The organism is Pseudomonas sp. GL-B-19, from assembly GCF_019956415.1.
In the GTDB taxonomy this organism is placed as follows: Bacteria; Pseudomonadota; Gammaproteobacteria; order Pseudomonadales; family Pseudomonadaceae; genus Aquipseudomonas.
Genome location: NZ_JAHBDK010000019.1, coordinates 93,111 through 115,805 on the forward strand (window position 1 = coordinate 93,111; position 22,695 = coordinate 115,805).

Annotated in this window: 22 protein-coding genes; 8 read left to right on the forward strand and 14 right to left on the reverse strand. The window is 59.8% G+C overall.

All coding sequences use genetic code 11. The features are described 5' to 3' along the window. Positions 1-88 precede the first annotated feature (88 nt). On the reverse strand, positions 89-604 hold the full coding sequence (locus tag KGB06_RS06505) for an Hcp family type VI secretion system effector (RefSeq protein WP_007948242.1): 516 nt from the start codon (positions 602-604) through the stop codon (positions 89-91). Positions 605-1,019: 415 nt separating this feature from the next. Here KGB06_RS06505 and KGB06_RS06510 point away from each other — a divergent pair, with 415 nt between their 5' ends. Next, positions 1,020-1,697 (forward strand): type 1 glutamine amidotransferase domain-containing protein, encoded by a 678-nt coding sequence (locus KGB06_RS06510; RefSeq protein WP_223512867.1) that lies wholly within the window; start codon positions 1,020-1,022, stop codon positions 1,695-1,697. A 148-nt stretch (positions 1,698-1,845) separates the two neighbouring features. On the opposite strand, the gene KGB06_RS06515 is transcribed toward KGB06_RS06510, so the two are convergent. From KGB06_RS06515 to KGB06_RS06525, 3 genes are all read right to left on the reverse strand, one after another. Then, positions 1,846-3,231, reverse strand: a complete 1,386-nt coding sequence (locus tag KGB06_RS06515; protein WP_223512869.1) for a VOC family protein — start codon at positions 3,229-3,231, stop codon at positions 1,846-1,848. A 276-nt stretch (positions 3,232-3,507) separates the two neighbouring features. Then, positions 3,508-4,455 carry an alpha/beta fold hydrolase gene (locus KGB06_RS06520; protein WP_223512872.1) on the reverse strand — a complete coding sequence of 316 codons (948 nt, stop codon included), beginning with the start codon at positions 4,453-4,455 and terminating at the stop codon, positions 3,508-3,510. Positions 4,456-4,477: 22 nt separating this feature from the next. Next, positions 4,478-5,932: a flavin-containing monooxygenase gene (locus tag KGB06_RS06525; RefSeq protein WP_223512875.1), complete on the reverse strand. Its 1,455-nt coding sequence runs from the start codon at positions 5,930-5,932 to the stop codon at positions 4,478-4,480. Between the two features lie 192 nt (positions 5,933-6,124). On the opposite strand from KGB06_RS06525, the gene KGB06_RS06530 reads away from it, so the two are divergent. Both KGB06_RS06530 and KGB06_RS06535 read left to right on the forward strand, forming a co-directional pair. Then, positions 6,125-7,195, forward strand: coding sequence for a diguanylate cyclase (locus tag KGB06_RS06530; RefSeq protein WP_223512878.1), 1,071 nt, complete (start codon positions 6,125-6,127; stop codon positions 7,193-7,195). A gap of 445 nt (positions 7,196-7,640) precedes the next feature. Next, a complete protein-coding gene (locus KGB06_RS06535; RefSeq protein WP_223512881.1) occupies positions 7,641-7,943 on the forward strand; it encodes a hypothetical protein in 303 nt (100 codons plus the stop codon). Between the two features lie 163 nt (positions 7,944-8,106). Here the strand turns inward: KGB06_RS06535 and KGB06_RS06540 are convergent, their stop codons facing one another. The 8 genes from KGB06_RS06540 to KGB06_RS06575 all read right to left on the reverse strand — a co-directional run bounded on the left by KGB06_RS06540 (position 8,107) and on the right by KGB06_RS06575 (position 16,379). Further along, positions 8,107-8,976: an oxaloacetate decarboxylase gene (locus KGB06_RS06540; RefSeq protein WP_223512883.1), complete on the reverse strand. Its 870-nt coding sequence runs from the start codon at positions 8,974-8,976 to the stop codon at positions 8,107-8,109. Between the two features lie 198 nt (positions 8,977-9,174). Continuing rightward, a complete protein-coding gene (gene astA / locus KGB06_RS06545; protein WP_223512884.1) occupies positions 9,175-10,209 on the reverse strand; it encodes an arginine N-succinyltransferase in 1,035 nt (344 codons plus the stop codon). A 61-nt stretch (positions 10,210-10,270) separates the two neighbouring features. Next, entirely contained in the window at positions 10,271-11,287 is a 1,017-nt protein-coding gene (locus tag KGB06_RS06550; protein ID WP_223512885.1) for an arginine N-succinyltransferase, read from the reverse strand. 119 nt (positions 11,288-11,406) lie between these two features. Next, positions 11,407-12,756 (reverse strand): APC family permease, encoded by a 1,350-nt coding sequence (locus KGB06_RS06555; protein WP_223512886.1) that lies wholly within the window; start codon positions 12,754-12,756, stop codon positions 11,407-11,409. A gap of 57 nt (positions 12,757-12,813) precedes the next feature. Beyond that, positions 12,814-13,566 carry an N-formylglutamate amidohydrolase gene (locus KGB06_RS06560; RefSeq protein WP_223512887.1) on the reverse strand — a complete coding sequence of 251 codons (753 nt, stop codon included), beginning with the start codon at positions 13,564-13,566 and terminating at the stop codon, positions 12,814-12,816. After that, a complete protein-coding gene (locus KGB06_RS06565) occupies positions 13,550-14,881 on the reverse strand; it encodes a glutamine synthetase family protein (RefSeq protein ID WP_223512891.1) in 1,332 nt (443 codons plus the stop codon). Before KGB06_RS06565 ends, KGB06_RS06560 begins: the two co-directional genes overlap by 17 nt. Next, on the reverse strand, positions 14,878-15,522 hold the full coding sequence (locus tag KGB06_RS06570; protein ID WP_223512894.1) for an isochorismatase family cysteine hydrolase: 645 nt from the start codon (positions 15,520-15,522) through the stop codon (positions 14,878-14,880). Before KGB06_RS06570 ends, KGB06_RS06565 begins: the two co-directional genes overlap by 4 nt. A gap of 2 nt (positions 15,523-15,524) precedes the next feature. Beyond that, the gene (locus KGB06_RS06575; RefSeq protein WP_223512898.1) at positions 15,525-16,379 is read right to left on the reverse strand and encodes a MurR/RpiR family transcriptional regulator; all 855 of its coding nucleotides are present in this window, start codon (positions 16,377-16,379) and stop codon (positions 15,525-15,527) included. Positions 16,380-16,719: 340 nt separating this feature from the next. Between KGB06_RS06575 and KGB06_RS06580 the strand changes: the two genes are divergently transcribed. Both KGB06_RS06580 and cobF read left to right on the forward strand, forming a co-directional pair. Further along, a complete protein-coding gene (locus tag KGB06_RS06580; RefSeq protein WP_223512901.1) occupies positions 16,720-17,292 on the forward strand; it encodes a histidine phosphatase family protein in 573 nt (190 codons plus the stop codon). Next, positions 17,292-18,047 carry a precorrin-6A synthase (deacetylating) gene (cobF, locus tag KGB06_RS06585; RefSeq protein WP_223512904.1) on the forward strand — a complete coding sequence of 252 codons (756 nt, stop codon included), beginning with the start codon at positions 17,292-17,294 and terminating at the stop codon, positions 18,045-18,047. The genes KGB06_RS06580 and cobF overlap by 1 nt, the downstream gene beginning before the upstream one ends. Before the next feature lie 117 nt (positions 18,048-18,164). On the opposite strand, the gene ftrA is transcribed toward cobF, so the two are convergent. Further along, the gene (gene ftrA / locus KGB06_RS06590) at positions 18,165-19,139 is read right to left on the reverse strand and encodes a transcriptional regulator FtrA (protein WP_223512906.1); all 975 of its coding nucleotides are present in this window, start codon (positions 19,137-19,139) and stop codon (positions 18,165-18,167) included. A 101-nt stretch (positions 19,140-19,240) separates the two neighbouring features. Here ftrA and KGB06_RS06595 point away from each other — a divergent pair, with 101 nt between their 5' ends. Next, positions 19,241-19,675: a rhodanese-like domain-containing protein gene (locus tag KGB06_RS06595; RefSeq protein ID WP_223512911.1), complete on the forward strand. Its 435-nt coding sequence runs from the start codon at positions 19,241-19,243 to the stop codon at positions 19,673-19,675. Here the strand turns inward: KGB06_RS06595 and KGB06_RS06600 are convergent, their stop codons facing one another. After that, positions 19,676-20,326, reverse strand: coding sequence for a type 1 glutamine amidotransferase (locus KGB06_RS06600; protein WP_223512914.1), 651 nt, complete (start codon positions 20,324-20,326; stop codon positions 19,676-19,678). It abuts the gene before it with no gap. A gap of 244 nt (positions 20,327-20,570) precedes the next feature. Between KGB06_RS06600 and KGB06_RS06605 the strand changes: the two genes are divergently transcribed. Both KGB06_RS06605 and KGB06_RS06610 read left to right on the forward strand, forming a co-directional pair. Next, positions 20,571-21,350 (forward strand): ABC transporter substrate-binding protein, encoded by a 780-nt coding sequence (locus tag KGB06_RS06605; RefSeq protein WP_223512915.1) that lies wholly within the window; start codon positions 20,571-20,573, stop codon positions 21,348-21,350. A 201-nt stretch (positions 21,351-21,551) separates the two neighbouring features. Further along, positions 21,552-22,664, forward strand: a complete 1,113-nt coding sequence (locus tag KGB06_RS06610; RefSeq protein WP_223512917.1) for a succinylglutamate desuccinylase/aspartoacylase family protein — start codon at positions 21,552-21,554, stop codon at positions 22,662-22,664. Positions 22,665-22,695 lie beyond the last annotated feature (31 nt).

The window sequence follows — 22,695 nt, forward strand, 5'->3', positions numbered from 1 at the left end:
GAAGGCATCAGCAGACGCGAAAATTCTGGAAGGGCGAAAACAACATCGACCAGCAGAGCTGGCCGATGCTTGAGACGATCGGCCTGGATCAGGCGACCGGCAGACGCCAGTCATCGGAACCCGAAGTACCGGATACTTCGTGGGTCCAGGTGATTTTGCGGTAGGTGAACTGCACTTCTTCCAGGTGCGTGAAGTGCGAGTTCGACGGGTCCTGGCAGTTGTGCATTTTGTTGTTGATGGCGACGATGATGGCGTCTTCCAGTTTGGTGGTGTAGTAGTGCTCTTGGGTACCTTGAGCCGAAGTGCGGTACCACTGGATAACGATTTCGCTCATGCGCTCGCCGGAAGTCAGAGCCGCTTGCAGCAGTGGCGAGGACTTGTCGTAGACCTTGGTAATCACGACAGGCTTGTGAACGCGCTGACCGGTCGGTTGGCCGGATTGCGGGTCACGCGGGATGATCACGTCGTGGCTGAAAGCCTGAACCATGACCTGGTCTTCGTGACCTTCCTGGTAGGTGTTGCCAACCGAGTCGGCGGTGAAAGCGCCGGCAGTGATCAAACCTTGTTTCTCGCCAGTGACGGACATATACGCTGGTGTAGCCATGGATGTGCTCCTTGCTAAAAAATTAAGAGTGCCCGGGAGGCGGTATCGCCCGGTGGGTGCCTGACTGTTATCAAGGTCCGTGCCAGAAACGCTGAAAGCCATATAGATCAAGGGACCAGGGACAATTTTCGGCGGCTGAAAGATTTATCGGCGAAGATCCCTGAGGAATGTGCGCAAGAACTTGCACACCACTGCGCAACTTCTTGCGCACTCGGCTGGAGAGCCCTCCTGGCCCGGCGATCAGCATCCAGGCGGGACCTTTCTGTAGGATGAGTGCGCAACTTCTTGCGCATAACGGCTTTGCGCCACCCGTCAAAGACCCCCTGTACCCGGTGCAACGAATCGACCGGCAGCAGGGTCCATAAAAACAGCGCCGTCGAGCGTCCGAATAACCCTGAACCGGAGTGAGAACGACATGAAAATCCTGATGGTTTTAACGTCCCACGATCAATTGGGTGATACGGGTAAGAAAACCGGCTTCTGGCTGGAAGAATTCGCCGCGCCGTATTTCGCCTTCAAGGACGCCGGTGCGCAACTGACCCTGGCCTCGCCCAAGGGCGGCCAACCGCCGCTAGACCCAAAAAGTGACGAGCCGGACGCGCAAACCGAGGCGACGGATCGGTTCAACAAAGACCCTGCGGCTAAATCCGCATTAGCCTCTACTGCGCTGCTGAACAGCGTGAGAGTCGAAGATTACGATGCTGTTTTCTATCCGGGCGGCCATGGTCCGCTGTGGGATTTGGCCGAAGATACCTTTTCGATTGCGCTGATCGAGGCGTTTATCAAGGCAGGTAAACCGGTCGCGGCGGTCTGCCATGCACCGGGCGTGTTGCGCCATGTCAAAGGCGCGGATGGCCAGCCTTTGGTCAAAGGCAAGCGCGTGACGGGTTTCACCAACTCGGAGGAAGAGGCGGTGCAACTGACGAACGTCGTACCGTTTCTGGTGGAGGACATGCTCAAGGAGAAGGGCGGGATTTATTCCAAAGGCGTCGATTGGGCGAGCTATGTACTCACGGACGGATTGCTGATCACCGGCCAGAACCCTGCGTCGTCCGATGCAGCCGCCGAGGCGTTGCTGACCAAACTCCGCTGAATCACTGCACCTGTAGCAGCCTGCGCAGCCTGTGGGAGTGAGCCTGCTCGCGATAGCGGTGTATCAGGCAACACAGCTGTCGACTGACACTCCGTCATCGCGAGCAGGCTCACTCCCACAGGAGGCTGCGCGCTGCTACACGTTTGCTTTAGATCGCGTGGCCCAACGCGGCATAGCACTCTTCAACCGAACGCCGCTGCGTCTCGGCATACAACCCCAACTCATCAATCGTCGATCGCCCCAGCGCCTGCTCAAACGCCTGCTGGTTCGAATGCACGCCATAGTGGGTTTGCGCCGCGTCCCCCAGGTTCGACTGGAAAATCCCCGCTGCGCTCACCGGCAGAAAATCCTCATACACCAGCGGTTCAACCCGCAAATAGCCGCCGTCGAGCAAATCCTCCAGCGACAACGAATCCAGCGCATCCGCCGCCAAGCCTTTTTCCGTCACGAAGTAGCGAAAGTACGCCAGTTCCTGTCGGCGCATACCTTCGTATGTGTCAGGAAATTCGCCAAAGTGCTGCACCATCAGTGCGTTGTAGCGTGCGGCATTGGCTTCATTGGGGAAGTCTTTCAACTCGTCCCGTGCGGCATTGAGCAAACGGTCGTACAGCGCCCGACCTTTAGGCGTCAGCGCGGCGCCACGTTGCTCGATTTCGCCGAAGCGCGCGCTGTGACTGCCTCGGGTTTTAGCTTGATCGGTGAAGGCAACCGGCTCGTCCAGCGCCTTGAAACTGGTCTGGCGCAGCAGAATCGGGCACTGACGGCGAGGTGGGCCTTCGATCACCGCTTTGGGGGTGATGCCGTGGGCGGGCATTTGTGCCTGGACGATGTCGATGTCCAATGTGCGCGGCGTCAGGTGGTTGATGTGCGGGCCTTTGAAGGCCACGACGTCAGCGATCAGGCGATGCTGGGCACTGAGTTTCTGGTATTGCTCGGCAGTGACGGTGGCGCTGTGGTGCCAGCGGAAGGTTTCCAGCGCCTGTTCGACGAAGTGCTGCGCCTCGTCTTCGGTAAGACCGCCCTCGGTTTCAGCACGCTCGATCAGGGTCAGCGCTGCCGCGGTAAAGATCTGGCGTTTATCCAGCACCGACTGAGCGAACGCGCGCAGTTCCAGGTCTTCAATCAGTTCCAGGCGCAGCAGCGAGGTGAACACGCGAAAAGGGCTGACCTGCAACGCCGCTTCGTGCACCGCGCGAAACGCCGTGGAATGCACCGGCACGCCGGCCGGGGTCAGGTCGTAATAACCCACCGGTTGCATGCCCATCACCGCGAACAAACGGGCGAGGGTGGCCAGTTCTGTGGCAGTACCGACGCGGATGGCACCGTGACGTTCAAGGTCCAGGCGCTCGATTTCACCGGTGCTGTTCAACTGGCGGGCGATCTGCGGGTCGTTGTCCAGCACGTATTGGTTGGTCTGCTCCACCAGCTCCATGAGCGCGCCGTACAACGGCACTTCTTCGCGGTACATGTCGGACATCGCTTTGGAGAAGCGTTGGCGGATCAGGTCAGGGCTGACGAAGCGTGGCTGGCTCATGAAAAAATTCCTGGCGCGGTGACGTAAAGGATGTGCGAAAAGATCGCAGCCTTCAGCGCCGCCGACAAACGAAGAATCTTACGAACTTCATTCTGCCAAGGACTGCTTCGCCGCCGGACCTGTAGCAGCTGACGAGCAGCGCGAGGCTGCGTTCGGCTGCGAAGCAGTCGTAAACCCTGAAAACGCGGTTTAACTGAAAAACCACAGCGTCTGACTTCACGACGGCTTCGCAGCCGAACGCAGCCTCGCGCTGCTCGTCAGCTGCTACAGGGGGGGTTATAGGTGGGAGCGGCTTTCGGTGCGCAGCGATCCCAGGAACTCCCGATACAGTCGCGCAGTATTGGCGGGCTGTTCGACCATCGGCATGTGGCCACTGTGATCCCAGATATGCACCCGCAAATCGACGATGCCTTTGCTCCAGACCGCCACACTGCTGACGTCGATCAAACGGTCCTTGTGCCCCCACAGCAACAGCGCCGGGCACTTGATGTCGGCCAGTTTCGGCTCCATCGGCGGGCTGGCGCGAAAGTCGTTGAAGATTTCTTCCAGTTCATCGCGGCTTTGCTCATAGCGATGGGCAAAGGCGTCCAGCACCACGCCGGGCACCCACGGCGGTTCGGCCATGGTCATGGCGTAGAAGTGTCGAAACTCCTCCCGTGAGTGAATCAGAAACGGGTTATGTCCCTTGGCCAAATGCCGCTCCAGATCACTGGCCTCGGGCGCGGTGACCCCGGCCGGGTCGATCAGCGCCACGGAGGCGATCCGGTCCGGGTACGTGGCCGCCAGCCACGCCGCGATGTAACCGCCCATTGAGTTGCCGATCACGTGCACCTTCTCGACTCCGCAGACATCCAGCAACTGGATCATCCGTTTGGCTTGCAGTGGGATGTCATAGCCGCCGCCGGCCTTGAAGCCGGTTTCGCCATGCCCGGCAATGTCCGGAATGATGACCCGATAATTGCCGACAAAGTGCCGGGCGAAGCGCAGCCAGAGGTTTTTGTCGGCGCTGTAGCCGTGCAGCATCAGCACACTGCTGGACGCCTCATACGGCCCGCCTTGCCATGTCGAGACGGTCATCTCGTTAATGGGCACGACGATTTTGTGCAGCCGATACAGCTTGGCTTCAATGGCCATGTTCAAGTCATACAGCCAATAACCGATGGCCGGATAGTTCAACCAGCTCCAGGCCACGACAACCGCGATAATGACAACGAATAGAAGCATCGGATGACTTCCTTTAACGTGATCAGGACAGGATGTGGTCGGCGGGTTTCAAGGCCCGAGTCAAACGGTGATAGCTGAAACTGAACCCCGGAAACATGGCAATCACATGACCGCTCTTGCTTTGGTACCAACTGTGGCACCCTCCGGACTTCCATACGGTGCGCTCCATTTCACGGTGGATCATTTCAGTGTAGGTACGTTCCGCTTCGGCGCGTACTTCAATGCTGCGTAAACCTTGGGCTTTTAACGTACGGATGCAGTCGAGGATGTAATTCATCTGTGACTCGATGATAAACAGCGCCGAGGTGTGGCCAATGCCGGTGTTGGGGCCGGTGACGATAAACAGGTTCGGGAAGTCGGGCAGGCTGGTACCCAGATAAGCCCGGGGATACTGCGCCCAGACGTCCTTGAGTTGCGTGCCGTGTTTGCCGGTGACCGGGTAGGAAATCACCCCGTCGGTGGCGTCGTAACCGGTGGACCAGACGATCAGGTCGAGGTCGATGTGCTGGCCATCCTGAGTGACGATGCCGGTTTCATCGATGGCGGTGATGCCCTGCTCGCGACTGTGCAACGTCACGTTGGGGCGGCCCAGTGCCGGGTAGTAGGTGCTGGAGATCAGCACGCGTTTGCAGCCGATGGTGAAGTCCGGTGTCAGTTTTTGGCGTAATTGGGGGTCAGGCACCTGACGCTTGAGGAAGCGCAGGGCGTGTTGCTGGACCATGTGGATCGCCGGTTTCGAGTATTTGAAGGCAATCACCCGGGTTTCGAACTGCCAGTAGATCATCCAGCGCAGCAGTTTGTAGGCCGGTTTCAGCCCCAGCAGCCAGCGCTGGAACGGGCCAAACGCGCGATCGCCCCTTGGCAGCACCCAGTGCGGCGTGCGTTGAAACACGTGCAGGTGCTCGACGTCCGGGGCAATCGCCGGGATGACCTGCGCGGCACTGGCACCACTGCCGATGATGGCCACGCGTTTTTGCCGGTAATCGTAGGCATGGTCCCAGTTGTTGGTGTGAAAGGTCTTGCCCTGAAAGCGTTCCATGCCCTCGAAGTGCGGGACGACCGGTTGGCTCAACGGCCCCGTCGCGTTAATCAGAAACTGCGCGTAAAACGTGCCTTTGCTGCCGGTGTGCACTGCCCAGCGTTTGCTGGCGTCATCCCATTCGATGCGTTCGACATTGGCTTGCAGTTCGACCTTGTCGCGCAGGCCGAAGTGTTCCACCACGTGCTGGGTGTAGCGGTGCAGTTCCGCCTGTTCGGCGAACATTTGCGTCCAGCGATAGGGCGCAAAGGACAGCGAATACAGCGGCGAAGGCACATCCACCGCCGCGCCGGGGTAGGTGTTCTGGCACCAGGTGCCGCCGAAAAAGTCCCGCCGTTCCAGCAGGCGAAAATCGTCGATACCGTTTTTTAGCAAATTGATCGCCGCGCACTGACCGCCAAAACCACTGCCGATGATCAACACTTGAAAAGTCTGCATGGGTCTCCTTTTTTATGGTTATTGATTGAACCCTCTCTTCATGTATAGCCAAACATTGACGACTCGCGTGGTGGCAATAGCCTGGTATTCAGCCCGCTCGCCAGTGATGGCTATTTAACGTCGCCCTGATAGACTCTCAACGCACCTGCAACCCCGGTGTTATCAAGTTCCGTTCAGTGGCGCAGAGGCCCTATGGAAAATTCGGGAGGGAAAGGACTTTCATTGGCCAGGAGGCTCTATGCATCGCGAACCTTGGGCCTGGCCTTGGGTTTGTTGTGCGTGAGCGCGGCGATGTACCCACTCGACCCGGCGCCGTGGGTGTGGGGGCTGATGGTGTTCAACGGCGTGTTATGGCCGCACGTTGCCTATCAGTGGGCGCGACGGGCAAAGGTGCCGTTTCACGCCGAGCACCGCAACATCCTGGTGGATGCCTTTCTCGGTGGTTTCTGGGTGGCGGCCATGCAATTTAATCCGCTACCCAGCGTTGCAACGCTGTCGATGATGGCAATGAACAATGTCGCCATCGGCGGCTTGCGTTTCCTGTTAGTAGGCTTCGCCGCGCAGATTCTCGGGATGGGGGTTGGAGGGCTGGTGTTTACCCCGACCTTCATCCCGTCGACGACACCGTTGCAAATGTTCGCCTGCATGCCCCTGCTGATCGTGTATCCCCTGACGCTGGGCTGGCTCTGCTTTCGTCAGGCCACCACCCTTGGCCGGCAAAAGCGCGAGTTGCTGGCCCTGAGCCGCACCGACAGCCTGACCGGCCTGTTGAACCATGGCGCCTGGAAGGACCAACTGGAAGTCGAATTCCAGCGTTGCCAACGCGAGCAGGGCGGGGCGATTGCACTGATCGACATCGACCATTTCAAAACCATCAATGACACCTATGGTCACGTCGCCGGGGATATTGTGTTGCGCCAGCTGAGCAAGATGCTCAAGCAGAACCTGCGCGCCACCGATGTTGCCGGGCGTTATGGCGGCGACGAGTTCTGCGTGATCCTGCCCGGCATGCCGTTGAACAGCGCCGCCGCAACGATGGAAGCCTTGCGCGACCGTTTTGCCTCGTTAGGTTACGAGCAGAGTCCAGGGTTGAAGGTCAGCTTGAGCATTGGTCTGGCAGCGTTTGACCCGACGCATACCGACGCAACCTTGTGGCTTAACGATGCGGATCAAGCGTTGTATGAAGCCAAGACCACGGGGCGCAATCGGGTGATTTGCCGCATCAATGGCACGCCCTGTCACGAACTGCTCGATCCCGTCTGACCCTTCACCGCAGATCCCCTGTAGGAGTGAGCCTGCTCGCGATGGCGGCTGTTCATCCAACAACTCTGCCAGCTGATCCACCGCCATCGCGAGCAGGCTCACTCCCACAAGCATTTGCGGCGATTGATCTGGCTCATTCAGTGGCGCACAACTTTCCAAGACGTTTCCTACAACGTACCCTGTTGCCGCGTTTCGGTATCGACCCCTATAGTTCGGGCTCGCGGAAAACTCTGCGAACGACCTTGGCCGGTCGAGTTTAGGAACGCAAAACGTCCATAACACCATTTCAGGCGCGTTGTGCCTGAAATGGTGTGTTATGGCGGCTGTGCGTGGGACACCTTCGGGTGTGCCGGTTTCCTATACCCGGTCGGCCAACCCGCGTACAGCTGCCACCTCTTTTCGCTTGGCCGCGAACGGTGGAAGCTCTATTAATAGGAGTTCACACATGCACGACCAAGTTATGCCCCGTTACCTCCCCATCGACACCTACGACGCCGAAAACCCGGTGCTCTTCATCAATACCCACAAAGAACTCAGCGACCTCGCAGCCTGCGCGGCGCATCGCTTCACGGTGGTTCGTGATCTGGCGGACACCTTGTCCAGCCTTGGCCTCAAAGGCATATCAGACTGTGATCTGACGCGGGTGACCGGGGCGGTGCATCTGCTGATGCGCGAAGGGTGCGCGATTCTGGACGTGATCCGGGCGCGGGCGTTGCAGCGGGAGGAGGGGTTCAAGGCTGCTGTTTAGCGGTGTTGCAACCGGCCCCTTCGCGAGCAGGTCGAATCGTCGCACCGTCGCTCCCACAGGGGAATTGTGAACACCGCAAATCCAATGTGGGAGCGACGGTGCGACGATTCGACCTGCTCGCGATGGCGTCATGACAGGTAATACAGCTAAACCTGTTGAGCCATCACTCCTTCACACGCATAAACTCTTCAGCCCAGCGAATGTAATCCTCAGGCTGCGTATAGGTATGCGTCAGTTCCGTAGCGCTCAAGTCCGAGGCTTGGGTAAAGATCTGCCGTTGCTCGCGCAAGCTGTCGTACGTCGCCTTGATCGCCGCGAAGTAAGCACCATGACCGTCAATGGTCACCCGCACGCCCAGTTCGGCCAGGCGTTTGTCGTCGCGCAGCGCCGGGTTGCCATAGGTGACCAGCATCAGCGGCACGCTCAGGTGTTCGGCGATTTTTTCCAGTTGGTCAAAGTCCTGCACGCCCACCATGCAGATCCCGTCTGCGCCGGCAGCTTGGTATTGCTGGGTGCGGTTGATGATTTCCTGGATGGGCAGGATGCCGGCGTTGGTGCGGGCGATGATCGCCATTTCCGAATCAACCCGGGCTTCCAGCGCTGCGCGGATCTTGCCGACGCCTTCCGCGACGCCGATCAGGTCGGTGGATTTACGGCCGAATTGCGCCGGCAACAAGGTGTCTTCGATGGTCAGTGCGGCGATGCCGGCGCGTTCGAGTTCGACGATGGTGCGCATCACGTTGAGTGCGTTGCCGTAGCCATGGTCGGCGTCTGCGATGACCGGCAATTGTGCGACACGACCGATGCGTGTGGCCTGTTCGGCGAACTCGCTGAGGGTGATCAACGCAAAGTCGGGAGCGCCCAGCACCTGCAACGATGCAACGGAGCCGCCCAGAATCCCCACTTCAAAACCCAGGTCAGCCGCAATGCGGGCCGACATCGGGTCGAAGACCGAAGCCGTGTGGTAACAGGTGTTGGAAGCGAACAGTTCGCGAAAGTTACGACGCAAATCTTGATGGGAAAGCCTGGACATACGAGTTCCACCACTGCAATTGGAATGGAAGGGCTTGAGCAAAAGTGTCAACGCCGAAAGAACAAAAGGCTATCACGCGGACGATGAGAAGATGATGACGAATTAACAATGGCTTAACTCGAATCCTCGGCGCAACGCTAACCCTTGTAGCAGCTGCCGAAGGCTGCGTCCGAGTGCGCAGCACTCGCCATCAGACGTTTACGCAGCAACAGCCTGCTGCTGTTGATTGAGCAACGGCACCCCACGCACCGAGCTGCCGGGTTGCAGTTGCAGGCGTTTGGCGGTGAGGCGGTCGACAACCAGGCTGTTGCCGACCATTCGCGCCTGGCCGGCGGTAATGCGGCAGTTTTCCAGGCGGCGGTTATAGATCAGCCACACCGGCGCCTGTTCGTCGGGCGTGCCAATGGCCAGTACCAGCGCCTGGCTGTCGCGCACGGTGCGGATTTTCGACACGGGAGCCTCAATCACCGGCCCAGCGTCGAAAATATCGATGTAACCCTTATGGGCAAACCCCTCGGCATTGAGGATTTTCATTGCCGACTCCGTGTTCGGGTGTGCTTTGCCAATCACGGCCTGGGCCTGTTCGGTCAGCAGGCAGGTATAGAGCGGTTGGCGCGGCATCAGTTCGGCGATGAATGATTTGCTGCCCAGCCCCGACAGATGATCGGCGTGGCTGAACTCCATCTTGAAAAAGTGCCGGCCCAGGCTGTCCCAGAACGGCGAACAACCCTGCTCGTCGGCACTGCCACGCAGTTCGGCGATGAGCTTGTCGCCGAACAGTTGCGGGAACTCGGCGACAAACAGCAGGCGCGCCAGCGACAGTAAGCGACCATTTGTACCTTGGCGTTGATCGTGTTGCAGAAACAGCGAGCAGAGTTGCGATTGGCCGGTCATTTCGTTGTTCAGAAACAAGGTCGGAATCTGCCGCTCAATCCCCAGGTCCGGCGAAGCGCTGACGGTTAGCCCGACCCGATAGTTGTACCAGGGGTCGCGCAGGCCTACGGCACCGGCCAATGCACTGATGCCGACCACGTGCTGATCGTCATCCTCGAGCACAAACAGGTAATCGGCATCCGCACGCTCGACCTGTTCGGCGAAGGTCCGCTGGGCCCAGCGCACCCGGTGCGCCAGGCGTTCCTCATTGGCCGGCAGGGTGGTGAACCCGGGGCCGGCTTGTTGCACCAGATCCATCAAGGCAGGCAGGTCAGTGACGCTAACCGGGCGGACAATCATAATGCTGCTCCTTCTTCGTACCTGTTCGTGCGCTGTCGTTGGGCGCGGGGCCGGATGGTGCTCACAGGGCGATCAGCCGGATCGGGCTGCCATCGGTCACGTTCAGGGCTATGCACATGTCGGCGCTCAACCCCACCGGCTGCCCGGCTTGGTAATCCAGCTCAGCTACGATCGCGCGATAGCCCTTGAGTGCGTCGTTGCTGACCAGGTACCGACAGCGCGCCTCGATGGACGAACCGGTCTGCACCGTGCCAGTCACGCTTTGGGCGATGGAGAGTATGTTCGAGGTGCGCGCATACAGGGTCGGGCCACCGTCGAACAGGTCGATGTAGCTGTTGGTTTCAAACCCTTCACACTCAAGAATATCGAAGGCCTCCTGGCCGTCGGGGTGAATCCGGCCGATACAGTCCTGCGCCGCCTGGGGCAGCATCGGCACGTAGATCGGGTACTGCGGCATCAGTTCGGCGAGGAAGGTCCGGGTTTCCAGGCCGCACAGTCGTTCGGCCTCGGCATAAGGCAGGTCGAAAAAGTGTTTACCCAGCGCATCCCAGAACGGCGATTGCCCGTCATCGCTGCTGTAGCCGACGATTTCGGTGATCACCGCTTCGGCAAATCGCTGTGAATGGGCGGCGATGAACAGCAGCCGCGCCCGTGACAGCAACTCCGAAAATGCAGTGCGCACCAGCGGGGTGTCGATGTGAAAGCCGCGCAGCAAGGTGTGACCGTTGAGGTCCTGGCATAACGACAGTGCCGGGACGCCATGTTCGATGTTCAGTTCCCGGGAGGCGCTGGTGAAGTGGCGGTTGCGCAAGCTGTAGAACGGCTCATTGAAGCCGGCGGTGGCCAGGATTTCCGAGCATCCGACCAGGCGCCGGGCCGTCAGGTCCTCAAGCACGAAGAAGTAGTTCTCCGGGCCATGTTCCTCAACGTCTTTTTCGAATGAGGCGCAGGAATCAACAATTCTGCTGCGCAGGCGCTCGGTGTCGTCCGGCAACGACGTGACGCCTACCAGGCTGTCGCGTGCCAGTTGTTGTAGCTGGGGCAGGTCGGTTAACTCGACTGGGCGTAAGACCAGCATGGCTGCACTCCTGTATCAAAGGGCTCGGTGTTGTGCACCGAACCTGACTATCACTGTCGGGTTCCACGCGTGAAAGCAGCGGTCGCTTGATTTGTTGTCAGACGCCGCCCTTTTTCTTGTCAGCCATTGCTCGGGTCGGGCAGCACTGCGCTGGCGCCCAATTTGTTGAGGAATAACAGATACACCAGCCCCAACGCTATCCAGATCAGGCCCAGTTTCTGTGCATCAACCCCCATGTTGTACATGATTGCCGCGACGATGATAAAGCCAACCGACGGGCAGACGAGGTGCCTGATCACCTGGCCGGACTTCTGCCGGCGCCAGTAGTAGTTAATGACCGTCAGGTGCAGCAACATGAAACCGCTCAACGCGCCGAAGTTCACCAGCGAAGTGAGGGTGTCCACCGAATTGATGAACAGGTAGCAGATCACCAGTGACAGCACCGCCACCAGGTAAATGCTCAGGTACGGGGTGTTGTGTTTGGGGTGAACCCTGGCCAGCACTTTGGGCAGCTTGCCGTCGCGGGCCATGCCGAACAGCAGGCGCGATACCGCCGCTTGCGAAGTGATCGCCACTGCCACCCCCCAGGCCAGGGCCGTGGCCACGGCGGTCAGGTTGGCCAGCCAACTGCCGGCAGCGATGTCGGCGATTTCATAGAATGCGGTGTCGGCGGATTTGAACCCCATACCAGCAGCGAGATCCGTGGCAATCCAGGTCTGCACGACAAAAATAGCGCCCATCACCAGCAGGGTGATCAACGCAGCCTTGCCGACGCTACGGCCCGGGTCGCCTTTGATTTCTTCAGCGAGGGTGGAAATTGCATCGAACCCGAGGAACGACAGCACGGCAATCGACACTGCTTGCATCAGCAGGGCGAAATTAAAGGTGTCGGGGTTGTACAGCGGCGCCAGCGTCAGCTGACCGTTACCGCCGCCGTTGTGCAGCGCGTTCCAGGCGTAGAACAGGAAGATCCCCAGCACCACCAGTTGCGCCAGCAGAAACACGATATTCATGCGTGCGGTGAAGGTAATGCCCCGCAGGTTCACAAAGGTCGCGCTGACCAAAAACGCGAGGATGAAACCGACTTTCGGGATGTCCGGGTAAAGGTGATTCAGCGCCATCGCAGCATAAACGTAGAGCAGCGGTGGAATCAGCAGGTAATCGAGCAGCATCAGCCAGCCGGCGATAAACCCGACATGGGGGTTGAGGCCCCGTTGTGCGTAGGAATACACCGAGCCTGCAATCGGAATAGCCCGGGCCATGCTGCCGTAACTGAGGGCCGTGAACAGCATCGCAACCATGCCGATGATATAGGCCAGCGGCACCATGCCCGGTGCCTCGGCATTGACATAGCCGTACACGCCAAAGGGCGCGATGGGGATCATGAAGATCATCCCGTACACCACCAGATCGGTCAGTGTCAGGCTGCGTTTCAATTCTTGCTTGTAGCCAAATTTCTCAATTTCCATGAGACCCTTCTCCTTGGGGTGTAAGCAGCGGCTGGCTGCGAGTTTGAAGTAACCGGTTTACAACAGTGGTGCCAGGTAGTCGGTCCAGCGACTGACGTTTTCAGGCGTGCGCAACAGGTCGTTGCGTACCTCGATCAGCACCGCCTCCAACCCGCGCGCGTCGCCGTGCACGGGGACGGTCATGTCGCCCAACGGGTTGATCTTGTACGGTTCATTGACGGCGACCTTCAACGGGTGCTGGCTCAGGCCATCGATCAATCGTTGGGCATAATCCTTGGCTTCGCCAACCAGCACACCGGCTTCCAGCGCTCGGGGTTGGCCGTGGTAAACCGGGGTGAAGCTGTGAATGCCGACCACCCGCACCGGCCGGCCTTGTGCGAGACGTTCGTCGATCAAGGTTTGCAGCTGCGAATGAAACGGTGTGAACAGGCATCGCCGGCGGTACTCGCGAGTGGCCTCGTCCAGCACCTGGTTGCCCGGAATTGGATAAATCTCACTCTGGGTCGCAATACTGTCCGGGGCGTGCAGCGGGCGGTTGAGGTCAATCAGCAACCGCGAGTAATTGGCCGCCAGCAACGTCGCACCCAGCGCATTGGACAAACCCTGCGCCAGCGCCAGGGCGCCGATATCCCAGGCGATATGCTCGCGGGCCGCTTCGTGGTCAAGGCCCAGTCCATTAAGTGCGGCCGGGATAAAGCGGCTGGCGTGTTCGCACACCAGAATCAGCGGATGCTCGCTGGTTTCGCGGCTCAAGGTGAAGGCCGGCTCGGTAAAAAGCCCGAGTTCATAAGATTCAGTACAGGCGTGCATAGTGCTCACAGAGTTCGGCGGGCGACAGCTGTTCCGTCAGCGTCAACTCCTCGGATTTAAGGGCGAAGTAGGTGTCCAGTAATGCACTCGGCAAGGCTTCGATCAGTGCCTCGCTATGGCGCAGGCAGTCCAGTGCCTGGGCAAGGGACGCGGGCAGGGCGACGATGCCGCGGGCCTGGCGTTGCTCTTCGTTGAGGGCGTCGGGGACTTCATCGGTGATCGCGTTCAAGGCCAGGCGCTGCTCGATGCCCAGTCTCCCGGCGATCAGCAGCGCCGCCATTGCCAGGTGTGGTGAGGCCGTGGCGTCCAGGGCGCGAAACTCCACGTTGTATTGCGCCGCCACCGATTTGCCGCCAAGGCTCACGGTCGGGCAGATCCGCAGCGCCGCTTCACGGTTGCGTTGGCCAAGGCAGGCGTAGGACGCACTCCAGTGATGAGGCTGCAATCGTTTGTAGGACACCGGCGTCGGCGCCGTCAACGCACACAGCGCAGGCAAGTAATGCAAGATGCCGGCGGCCCAATGTTGGCCGAGGGTCGACAGGCCGTTGGTGGTGCCGGGGTCGTACATCACCGGTTGAGCGGCCAGGTCCAGCAGGCTGACATGCAGGTGCACGCCATTACACACCGCGTGCTCGGAGGTCTTGGGCGCGAAGCTCACGTCCAGGTTCATCTGCCGGGCGATCTCGCGGGTGATTTCGCGCACGTTCACCGCACGATCCGCCGCGGCCACACCGAGGGCCGGGCGACAGGTGATTTCGTATTGGTGTTTACCGTATTCGGGCAGGAACATCTCGGGTTCGACGCCACCGGCACGCAGCGCACTGAGCAACCAGCCGCCGAATTCGGCGCCCTGGCGCTGGGCCTCAAGGGAGAACGCGAGGTGTGTTGGCGCGCCGCTGTTCAGGTTGAATTCATGCTCAAACGCGGCGTTGACCCGCAAGCCCAGTTCAGCGCGATAACGCTCGACTTCATTGCGCAACAAGGTGCGCGGGCAAGCGCCCCACGGGCGGCCATCGGTTTCGCACAGGTCACCGTGAATGAAATCCAGCACCGGGGCGGTGTCATCCGGGCCATTGCTGACCGTCACCCGGCTGCTGACGTCAGGGATCAGCCGTAAATCACCATAAGCGCCCCACGGGTTGGTGGAGGCGATGATGTCTTGGGGCGTCAATGCACTGTTGGCCGGGACCCAGCCGCAGCCCGCTGCCAGGTAGTGTTCGAGTTCGTCCGTGGGAAACGAACGACCGCGTGTCACGCCGATCAGGTCAGTGGTAACGAGGGTGGTCATGGGTAGTGGTGACAGGCGTGCGCTCATGCCTGCATCTCCCGCAACCGGTCGAGGACGGTCTGGGTGTCAGTGATCCAGCAGTAACCTTTGATCGCGTTCAGGCAGGCATGATGGCGTTCCAGCGTGTAGGTCGCGCAGGCATCCTCCACCAGCGTCACCAGGTAACCGCGGTCGGCGGCGTCTCGCACGGCCATGTCTACGCATTGGTCGGTGACGATGCCGGCGATGACCAGATGCCGGGTCTCGAGGTTGCGCAGCACGTAGTCGATGTTGGTGGAGTTGAACGTCCCGGAGGAGGTCTTGGGCAAGACGATTTCGTTCTCTGTGGGTGTCAGGTCTTCGATGATTCGCGCTGGCGGGCTGCCCTTGGGCACGTGCATGTCCGAGAGTTTGTGGTCCAGCGAGCGGTCGCGGCCATCGGCGGTGAGGCTTTCGATGATCGTGTGCAGCACGTTTTGCCCGGCGCTGCGAAAGGCACTCAGCAGCCGGCGTTGATTGGGCACTACCTGCATGTGGGCACGGGTCAGGAAGTATTCGGCGTCGGGCCCGTTGAGGTGCGGGTCGAACTGCGGTTCGAGCCAGGCGCGCTGCATGTCCACCAGCAACAACGCGGTGTGGTTGGCGGTAAACGGCAGGTCCCGGGGTGAGCGATGGGGGAGCGTAAACATCCTTATTTATCCTCCAGCAGGTGAGTGTCAAATTCGCCGCGCAGGGTGTCGATGCCTTCCAGGCGATCGGCGAGATCAGGGCTGCGCAAAGTCAGGCAGGCAATCAACGCTTCCACCTGGGCCAGCGCAGGCACCATAGTGTCGAAGGCCGACACCGATTCCACCGGCGCACTGATGATCAGGTCCGCCATCTCCCGCAGCGGTGAAGCATAGATGTCAGTGAACAAAACCACCCGGGCGTATCGGCTCTTGACGGCGCTGGTCAGCCGCAAGGTACGCGACTGGTAGCGGCGATAGTCGAACACCAGCACCACGTCCTGACGCTGCACGTCGAACACTCGGTCCGGTAGTTGTGCGTTGTCTTCCAGGGCAAAACAGCCGGGTCGCAGCAGGCGCAGGTGGTTGAGCAAATAGTGGGCGAGGAAACTGCTGAAGCGCCCGCCAAAGCAATGCACCTGATGACGGGTGTCGAGCAGCCACTCGACGAGGATCCGGATGTCTTCGGGTTGGGTCAGCGCATGGGTATCCACCAGTGCCCGATGGCTATCCTCCAGATAGTGGCTCCAGGCATCGCTTTTTTGCAGATGGGAGCGCGGTTGCAACTGGGCGCTGGGGGACCGCAAGCGGTGGTCCATGTCGCTGAGCAGGGCATCCTGGAAATCGGCATAACCGCTGAATCCGAGTTTCTTCACCAGCCGCACAATGGTGGGATCGCTGACACCGGCGTGTTCGGCCAAACGTGACATCGGACCGAGTCCGTTACGTGGGTACTGGTCCAGCAAGGCACGTATGACTTTGCGTTCCGCCGGCGTCAATTCCAGGCCAGCGTCGGTAATCAGGTCTCTAAGGGTGGGCATCCGGGCTCCTGCTGGATGGGTGTGTCGGTTTCATTTCATAAATTGCTAAAACAGTATTTGTGTAGCGGACTCTACAAGTCTAGTGAATTTTTTCGTGATTTCTTCGAGCCCCAAAACGGGGCGAAACCGCGTGTTACAAGGGCTACACGGAAGTGGATAGGGCTTGTAGGACATCGCCTATAACCGTGTCGGACATTGCCGAATTTCATCGACTCGCTGAACTGGTAACCCGTACTTGCCGATTAAAACGAAACGCCCTGAACCGGGCTTCTTGCGGCACAATTGGGCAACTATTTGCGGCGTATTGCCGTCTTTTGTTTCATCGACAGGGTGATCATCCGTGCAAGCAACCCGTTTGACTCTGATCTGTCATGCGCGAACCGTCGCACAGAAATTGGCGCGTTTTCCTACAAATGAACCGTTGGAAATGGATTGGCAATCGGCGCAGGGTTCGCGTCGTCACGCGTTTAAACGGACACCGCGTTTACTGTGTGGACCGGAGTTGCGCACCCGGCAAACGGCCGCTTTGTTTGGCGATGAGGTTGAAGTCGTGGCGGCGTTGAGCGATTGCGACTTCGGACAGTGGCATGGCGTATCCATTGATGACTTGCAAATATCGCAAGCCGAGGCGCTCCAGACCTGGCTCGATGACCCGACCTCGGCACCGCATGGCGGTGAGTCGGTGGCGCAATTGGGGCTGCGCGTGGCGCAGTGGCTGAAAACCCTTGAAGCGACACCGGGGCACATTGTTGCGATCACCCATCCGTTTGTCATACGCGCCGCACTGACCCAAGTATTGCAGGGCGCGGCGTTCAACCAGATCGACGTTGAACCGTTGTCGACCATCGAATTGCGGTTCACCGGGCGCTGGCGTCTGAGATTGCTCGGCACTGATGCCCAAGGAGGGCAGTGATGAGAAAGCTGCTGGTCATCGGCATCGGCGCCGGCAACCCCGACTACATCACGATGCAGGCCGTGAAGGCGCTGAACCGCGTCGATGTGTTTTTCCTGATGGACAAGGGCCAGAGCAAAGACTCGTTGATTGATCTGCGGCGCGAGATCTGCGAGCGCTACATCACCGATCGCGACTACCGCTTCGTCGAAGCTCACAGCCCCGAGCGTGAGCGCGGTGAAGTGGACTACACGACCAGTGTCGAAGACCTCAACCTTGCCAAGCAATTGACCTTCGAACGCTTGATCAATGAGCAAATGACTGACGACCAGTGCGCCGGTTTCCTGGTGTGGGGCGATCCGTCGCTGTATGACAGCACGATCCGGATTTTGCAGGCGATCCTGGCCTCGGGCCGCTGCGTGTTTGAGTTTGAGGTGATTCCCGGCATTACCAGCGTCCAGGCATTGGCGGCGCAGCATAAAGTGCCGCTCAATCGCATTGGTCGCTCAATTGAAATCACCACCGGGCGACGGCTGGCGGCGGGGCAGGTGAGTGATGCCGACAGTGTGGTGGTGATGCTGGATGCGCAGGATGCCTACCATCAGGTGGCTGTTCAGGAGACCGAGATTTACTGGGGGGCTTATTTGGGCACGCCGGATGAAATCCTGATCAGCGGCAAGCTCAAGGATGTGGCGGATGAGATTGAGCGGGTGCGCAAGGCGGCTCGATTGGCGAATGGGTGGATTATGGATACCTACCTGCTGCGTAAGCCTTGAGGTCGGTAGTGACTGGGCTGACGCCTTCGCGAGCAGGCTCGCTCCCACAGGGGATTTTCGGTGTTCACACAATCCTGTGGGAGCGAGCCTGCTCGCGAAGGGGCCCTCAAAAACACTTCAAAAAGCAGCCTTGTCCCCACGCCCAAACCGCTCCCGATACACCGCCGGCGGCACCCCCACCACCCCTCGAAACGCCACGCGAAAACTCTCCACGGATCGATACCCGCAGCGCTCGGCGATTTGATCCGTGTTGTCGCTGGTGCTCTCCAGCAACTCCCGGGCCCGGGCCAGTCGCTCATGCTGCAACCACGCTTTGGGCGGCATCCCGGTGGCTTCTGTAAACCGGCGCAGAAACGTCCGTTCACTCATTGCCGCCTCATTCGCCAATTCCCGAACCTCCAGCGGCTCGTGCAAGCGCTCCCGCGCCCATTGCATGATGCGTGACACATCGCTGCGCGGCGTCGGGCTGACCGGTGTGGGAATAAACTGCGCCTGGCCGCCGGTGCGTTGCGGTGACATCACCAGCCGACGCGCCACCGAGTTTGCCACTTGTGTGCCGAAATCCCGCGCCACCAGATGCAGGCAAGCATCGATACCCGCCGCGCTGCCGGCCGAGGTAATCAGTTGACCGGAGTCGACATATAACACCTCCGGGTCCACCAGAATATTCGGAAAACGTTCGGCCAGTTCGGTGGTATAGCGCCAGTGGGTCGTGGCGCCGTGTCCGTCCAGCAAACCGGTCGCCGCCAACACAAAAACGCCGGAGCAGATCGACAGCAATCGTGCGCCCCGCGCATGGGCCTTTCGCAGGGCGTCGAGCAAGTGCTCGGGCACCGGTGCGTGGCGGTCGCGCCAGCCAGGAATGATGATGGTCCGGGCGTCTTCGAGCAGTTCCATGCCGCCATCGGCCAGCACCTGAATCCCGCCCATGGCGCGCATTGGCCCCTGATCCACGGCGACAATCCGGTGTTCGTACCACGGGAAGTCGAACTCGGGCCGCGCCAGGCCGAAGATCTCCACGGCAATGCCGAACTCGAAGGTACAGAGGCCGTCGTAGGCCAGAATCGCGACCAATCCAGGGGTGGGCTGCATTTGGCGGAAAGTTCCCGGTGAGTGTCTTGTGCGCCACTGTAGCGGCAAGTGGCGGGCGGATAAAGTCTTCTCACACCCACCCGCACTTTGGAGTACAGCCCATGACCAGCCTGGTTCGCGAAATTCCCGCCGCCCCTTCGGCCATCGCCCTGATGCATTTCAGCAACCGTCTGACCTTCGAAACCGACTGTTCCGACGTCCACGGCAGTCAACAGGCCGGCGAGGTGGATTTTGTGTTGGTGGACGTTCGTGGTCCGTTGGCGTTCGAGCGTGGCCATGTGCCGGGCGCGATCAACATTCCGGGACGATTGCTGACCGCTGAAAGCCTGGCGGCTTACCCGAAAAGCAGCTTGTTCGTGGTGTATTGCGCGGGCCCGCATTGCAACGGTGCCAACAAGGCCGCCGTGAAACTTGCAGCGCTGGGTTACCCGGTCAAGGAAATGATCGGCGGGGTGACGGGGTGGCTGGATGAGGGGTTTGAGTTGAGTGTGGCGGTGCAACGGCCAGCCCCGGCCGCCATAGGGTGTGAATGTTGATCAACCGTGGCGAATAGCTGACGAAACGGTCCACCACCCATCCAGCGTCGCCTGCAACCACTCATAAACGGCGGTGTAAGCGGCGCTGTCCTGTTCACCCCGAGGCAGCGGCGATTCCTCACCAAAGTGTTCATTGAGCATCGCCACCGACTCGGCATTCCACTCCGGATGGAACTGCAACCCCACCCGCGTCGGCCCTACGCGATACATCTGCTGTTCGCATTGATCACTGCTGGCCAGCAACTGTGCTTGAGGCGGCAGCTCGATCGCGTCTTCGTGCCATTCCAATACATTCAACCGTTGCCCATCGCCGAAGGTCACCTCGGTCCAGCCGGTTTCCATGCGCGCCATCCGCCGCACCTTGCCGCCCAGACTCAACGCCAGTAATTGTGCCCCCAGACAAATCGCAAACACCGCAGCGCCCTGATCAAGGCTCCCCGCCAGCCACTGCCGTTCCGCCTCCAGCCACTGTGGCCCGGCGTTGGATTCATAAGGCCCACCCAACACCATTACCGGTGCCGCACTGACGGGTGGCAATTGGCCGAGGTCGGCGCGAAAGACGTTTAGCGTCAGGCCTCGGGACGTGGCCCAGTCAGCAATCGCACCAGGCCCTTCGGCGGGGTGGTGCTGGATCAGATTCAGTGTTGGCATCAGGCTTCTCTGTCGTTCTTGTTTGTAGGTTTTATCTGAAAAATGGCTTGTTCTACAGTCTTTGCACCGCCTTGGCGCACGCTTCAAGGGATGCCATTGCACGAGCCACTTTTTTATAAGTATTTGTCGCTTCAACACAATTTGCCCGTCTGCAGCCACTCTAGACTGCCGGCCACTTCGGTTTTCACCGACCGAAAGCCAATCGTAAGCTGCCAATAAAAGCCTCCGCACACAGGAGTTATAAATGAAAAAGCTAGTGATGTTCGGTGCCCTGGCACTGTCGATGTTGTCCCTGACCGCTGTGGCCGAAGACGCCAAGCCGATCCGCATCGGCATCGAAGCCGGTTACCCGCCATTCTCGATGAAAACCCCTGACGGAAAACTGACCGGTTTCGACGTGGATATCGGTGACGCGCTGTGCGCGCAGATGAACGTGAAGTGTACGTGGGTCGAGCAAGAATTCGACGGTCTGATCCCGGCACTGAAAGTGAAGAAAATCGACGCGATCCTGTCGTCCATGACCATCACCGACGACCGTAAAAAGAACGTCGACTTCACCATCAAGTACTACCACACCCCGGCACGCTTCGTGATGAAGCAAGGCTCCAACATCACCGACCCGCTGACCCAGCTCAAAGGCAAGAAGGTCGGCGTGCTGCGCGCCAGCACCCACGACCGTTACGCCACCGAAGTGCTGGTGCCCGCCGGGATCGATCTGGTGCGTTACGGCTCGCAGCAGGAAGCCAACCTCGACATGGTTGCCGGTCGCCTCGATGCCATGCTGGCCGACTCGGTCAACCTCAGCGACGGTTTCCTGAAAACCGACGCCGGCAAAGGCTTCGAATTCGTTGGCCCGACCTACGAAGACGCCAAGTACTTCGGCGGCGGCGCCGGCATTGCAGTGCGCAAGGGCGATACCGCTCTGGCTGAGCAATTCAACAAAGCCATCACCGAAATCCGCGCCAACGGCAAGTACAAGCAAGTGCAAGACAAGTACTTCGACTTTGACGTTTACGGCGAGTAATCACGCCGTTCAAAAAATGGCAACCGTTGACGCGGTTGCCATTTTTTTTGTGCATCCTTCTAGCAACAGAGAACCCTGTAGGAGTGAGCCTGCTCGCGATAGCGGTGGGTCAGTCGAAAATTAATTGCCTGACCCACCGCTATCGCGAGCAGGCTCGCTCCTACAGGGTGATTTTCACCGTTCAGGCATCAGGAGTTCCCCATGCAACGCATCGACCATTCACTGCCCTGGAGTCACCTAGGCACCGAACGAACCCTCAGCGTGTTTCGTTATGGCACTGGCACGCGCAAGGTTTACATCCAGGCCAGCCTGCATGCGGATGAACTGCCAGGCATGCGCACGGCATGGGAACTCAAAAAGCGCCTGACCGAACTCGAAACCCAGGGCCAATTGCAGAGCGTGATCGAACTGGTGCCGGTGGCCAACCCGATCGGCCTCGATCAGCACCTGCAAGGCAGCCACATGGGCCGCTTTGAATTGGGCAGCGGCAAGAATTTCAACCGCTCATTTGTAGAGCTCAGCGCACCGGTGGCCGCGTTGATCGGCGACCGATTGGGCGACGATGCGCAGGCCAACATCGCCCTGATCCGCCAGACCATGGGCCAGGTGCTCGAGGGGCTGCCGGCACCAACCTCGCAACTTGAAGCCATGCACCGCTTGCTGTTGCGCCATGCATGCGATGCCGACATCACCCTCGACCTGCATTGTGATTTCGATGCGGCGATTCATATCTATGCGTTGCCGCAGCACTGGCCGCAGTGGCAATCGCTGGCAGCACGGTTGAAGGCCGGCGTGGCGTTGTTGTGTGAAGATTCCGGCGGCAGCTCGTTCGACGAGTCGTGCTCTTCGCCGTGGTTGCGTCTGGCGCGGGCATTTCCTGATGCCGCCATTCCCCCGGCCAACCTGGCGACGACCCTGGAACTGGGCAGCATGGGCGACACGCGGGTTGATCAGGCTCAGGCCAATTGCGAGGCCATCCTCGGTTTCCTGGCCGAGCAGGGCTTCATCAAAGGTACCTGGCCGGCGGCACCGAGTGAGTGCTGTGAAGGCATGCCGTTCGAAGGCACCGAGTACCTGTTCGCGCCGCATCACGGGGTGGTCAGTTTCTTGCGCGATGCCGGTGAATGGGTGGAGCGGGGCGATGCGCTGTTTGAGGTGGTTGATCCGTTGAATGACCGGGTGACCACGGTGCGCGCCGGGACCAGTGGTGTGTTGTTTGCGATTGATCGCGGGCGGTATACGCAACCGGGGACGTGGCAGGCGAAAGTGGCGGGGCGCGAGCCGATTCGGGTTGGGAAGTTGATCAACGACTGATCCGGATTCTCTGATGCCTCATCGGGCCTCA

Bases quoted from the DNA above. Each gene is read 5' to 3' on its own strand.
- KGB06_RS06505 (WP_007948242.1), bottom strand. From the start codon at position 604: ATGGCTACACCAGCGTATATGTCCGTCACTGGCGAGAAACAAGGTTTG.
- KGB06_RS06510 (WP_223512867.1), top strand. From the start codon at position 1,020: ATGAAAATCCTGATGGTTTTAACGTCCCACGATCAATTGGGTGATACG.
- KGB06_RS06515 (WP_223512869.1), bottom strand. From the start codon at position 3,231: ATGAGCCAGCCACGCTTCGTCAGCCCTGACCTGATCCGCCAACGCTTC.
- KGB06_RS06520 (WP_223512872.1), bottom strand. From the start codon at position 4,455: ATGCTTCTATTCGTTGTCATTATCGCGGTTGTCGTGGCCTGGAGCTGG.
- KGB06_RS06525 (WP_223512875.1), bottom strand. From the start codon at position 5,932: ATGCAGACTTTTCAAGTGTTGATCATCGGCAGTGGTTTTGGCGGTCAG.
- KGB06_RS06530 (WP_223512878.1), top strand. From the start codon at position 6,125: ATGGAAAATTCGGGAGGGAAAGGACTTTCATTGGCCAGGAGGCTCTAT.
- KGB06_RS06535 (WP_223512881.1), top strand. From the start codon at position 7,641: ATGCACGACCAAGTTATGCCCCGTTACCTCCCCATCGACACCTACGAC.
- KGB06_RS06540 (WP_223512883.1), bottom strand. From the start codon at position 8,976: ATGTCCAGGCTTTCCCATCAAGATTTGCGTCGTAACTTTCGCGAACTG.
- astA (WP_223512884.1), bottom strand. From the start codon at position 10,209: ATGATTGTCCGCCCGGTTAGCGTCACTGACCTGCCTGCCTTGATGGAT.
- KGB06_RS06550 (WP_223512885.1), bottom strand. From the start codon at position 11,287: ATGCTGGTCTTACGCCCAGTCGAGTTAACCGACCTGCCCCAGCTACAA.
- KGB06_RS06555 (WP_223512886.1), bottom strand. From the start codon at position 12,756: ATGGAAATTGAGAAATTTGGCTACAAGCAAGAATTGAAACGCAGCCTG.
- KGB06_RS06560 (WP_223512887.1), bottom strand. From the start codon at position 13,566: ATGCACGCCTGTACTGAATCTTATGAACTCGGGCTTTTTACCGAGCCG.
- KGB06_RS06565 (WP_223512891.1), bottom strand. From the start codon at position 14,881: ATGAGCGCACGCCTGTCACCACTACCCATGACCACCCTCGTTACCACT.
- KGB06_RS06570 (WP_223512894.1), bottom strand. From the start codon at position 15,522: ATGTTTACGCTCCCCCATCGCTCACCCCGGGACCTGCCGTTTACCGCC.
- KGB06_RS06575 (WP_223512898.1), bottom strand. From the start codon at position 16,379: ATGCCCACCCTTAGAGACCTGATTACCGACGCTGGCCTGGAATTGACG.
- cobF (WP_223512904.1), top strand. From the start codon at position 17,292: ATGAGAAAGCTGCTGGTCATCGGCATCGGCGCCGGCAACCCCGACTAC.
- ftrA (WP_223512906.1), bottom strand. From the start codon at position 19,139: ATGCAGCCCACCCCTGGATTGGTCGCGATTCTGGCCTACGACGGCCTC.
- KGB06_RS06595 (WP_223512911.1), top strand. From the start codon at position 19,241: ATGACCAGCCTGGTTCGCGAAATTCCCGCCGCCCCTTCGGCCATCGCC.
- KGB06_RS06600 (WP_223512914.1), bottom strand. From the start codon at position 20,326: ATGCCAACACTGAATCTGATCCAGCACCACCCCGCCGAAGGGCCTGGT.
- KGB06_RS06605 (WP_223512915.1), top strand. From the start codon at position 20,571: ATGAAAAAGCTAGTGATGTTCGGTGCCCTGGCACTGTCGATGTTGTCC.
- KGB06_RS06610 (WP_223512917.1), top strand. From the start codon at position 21,552: ATGCAACGCATCGACCATTCACTGCCCTGGAGTCACCTAGGCACCGAA.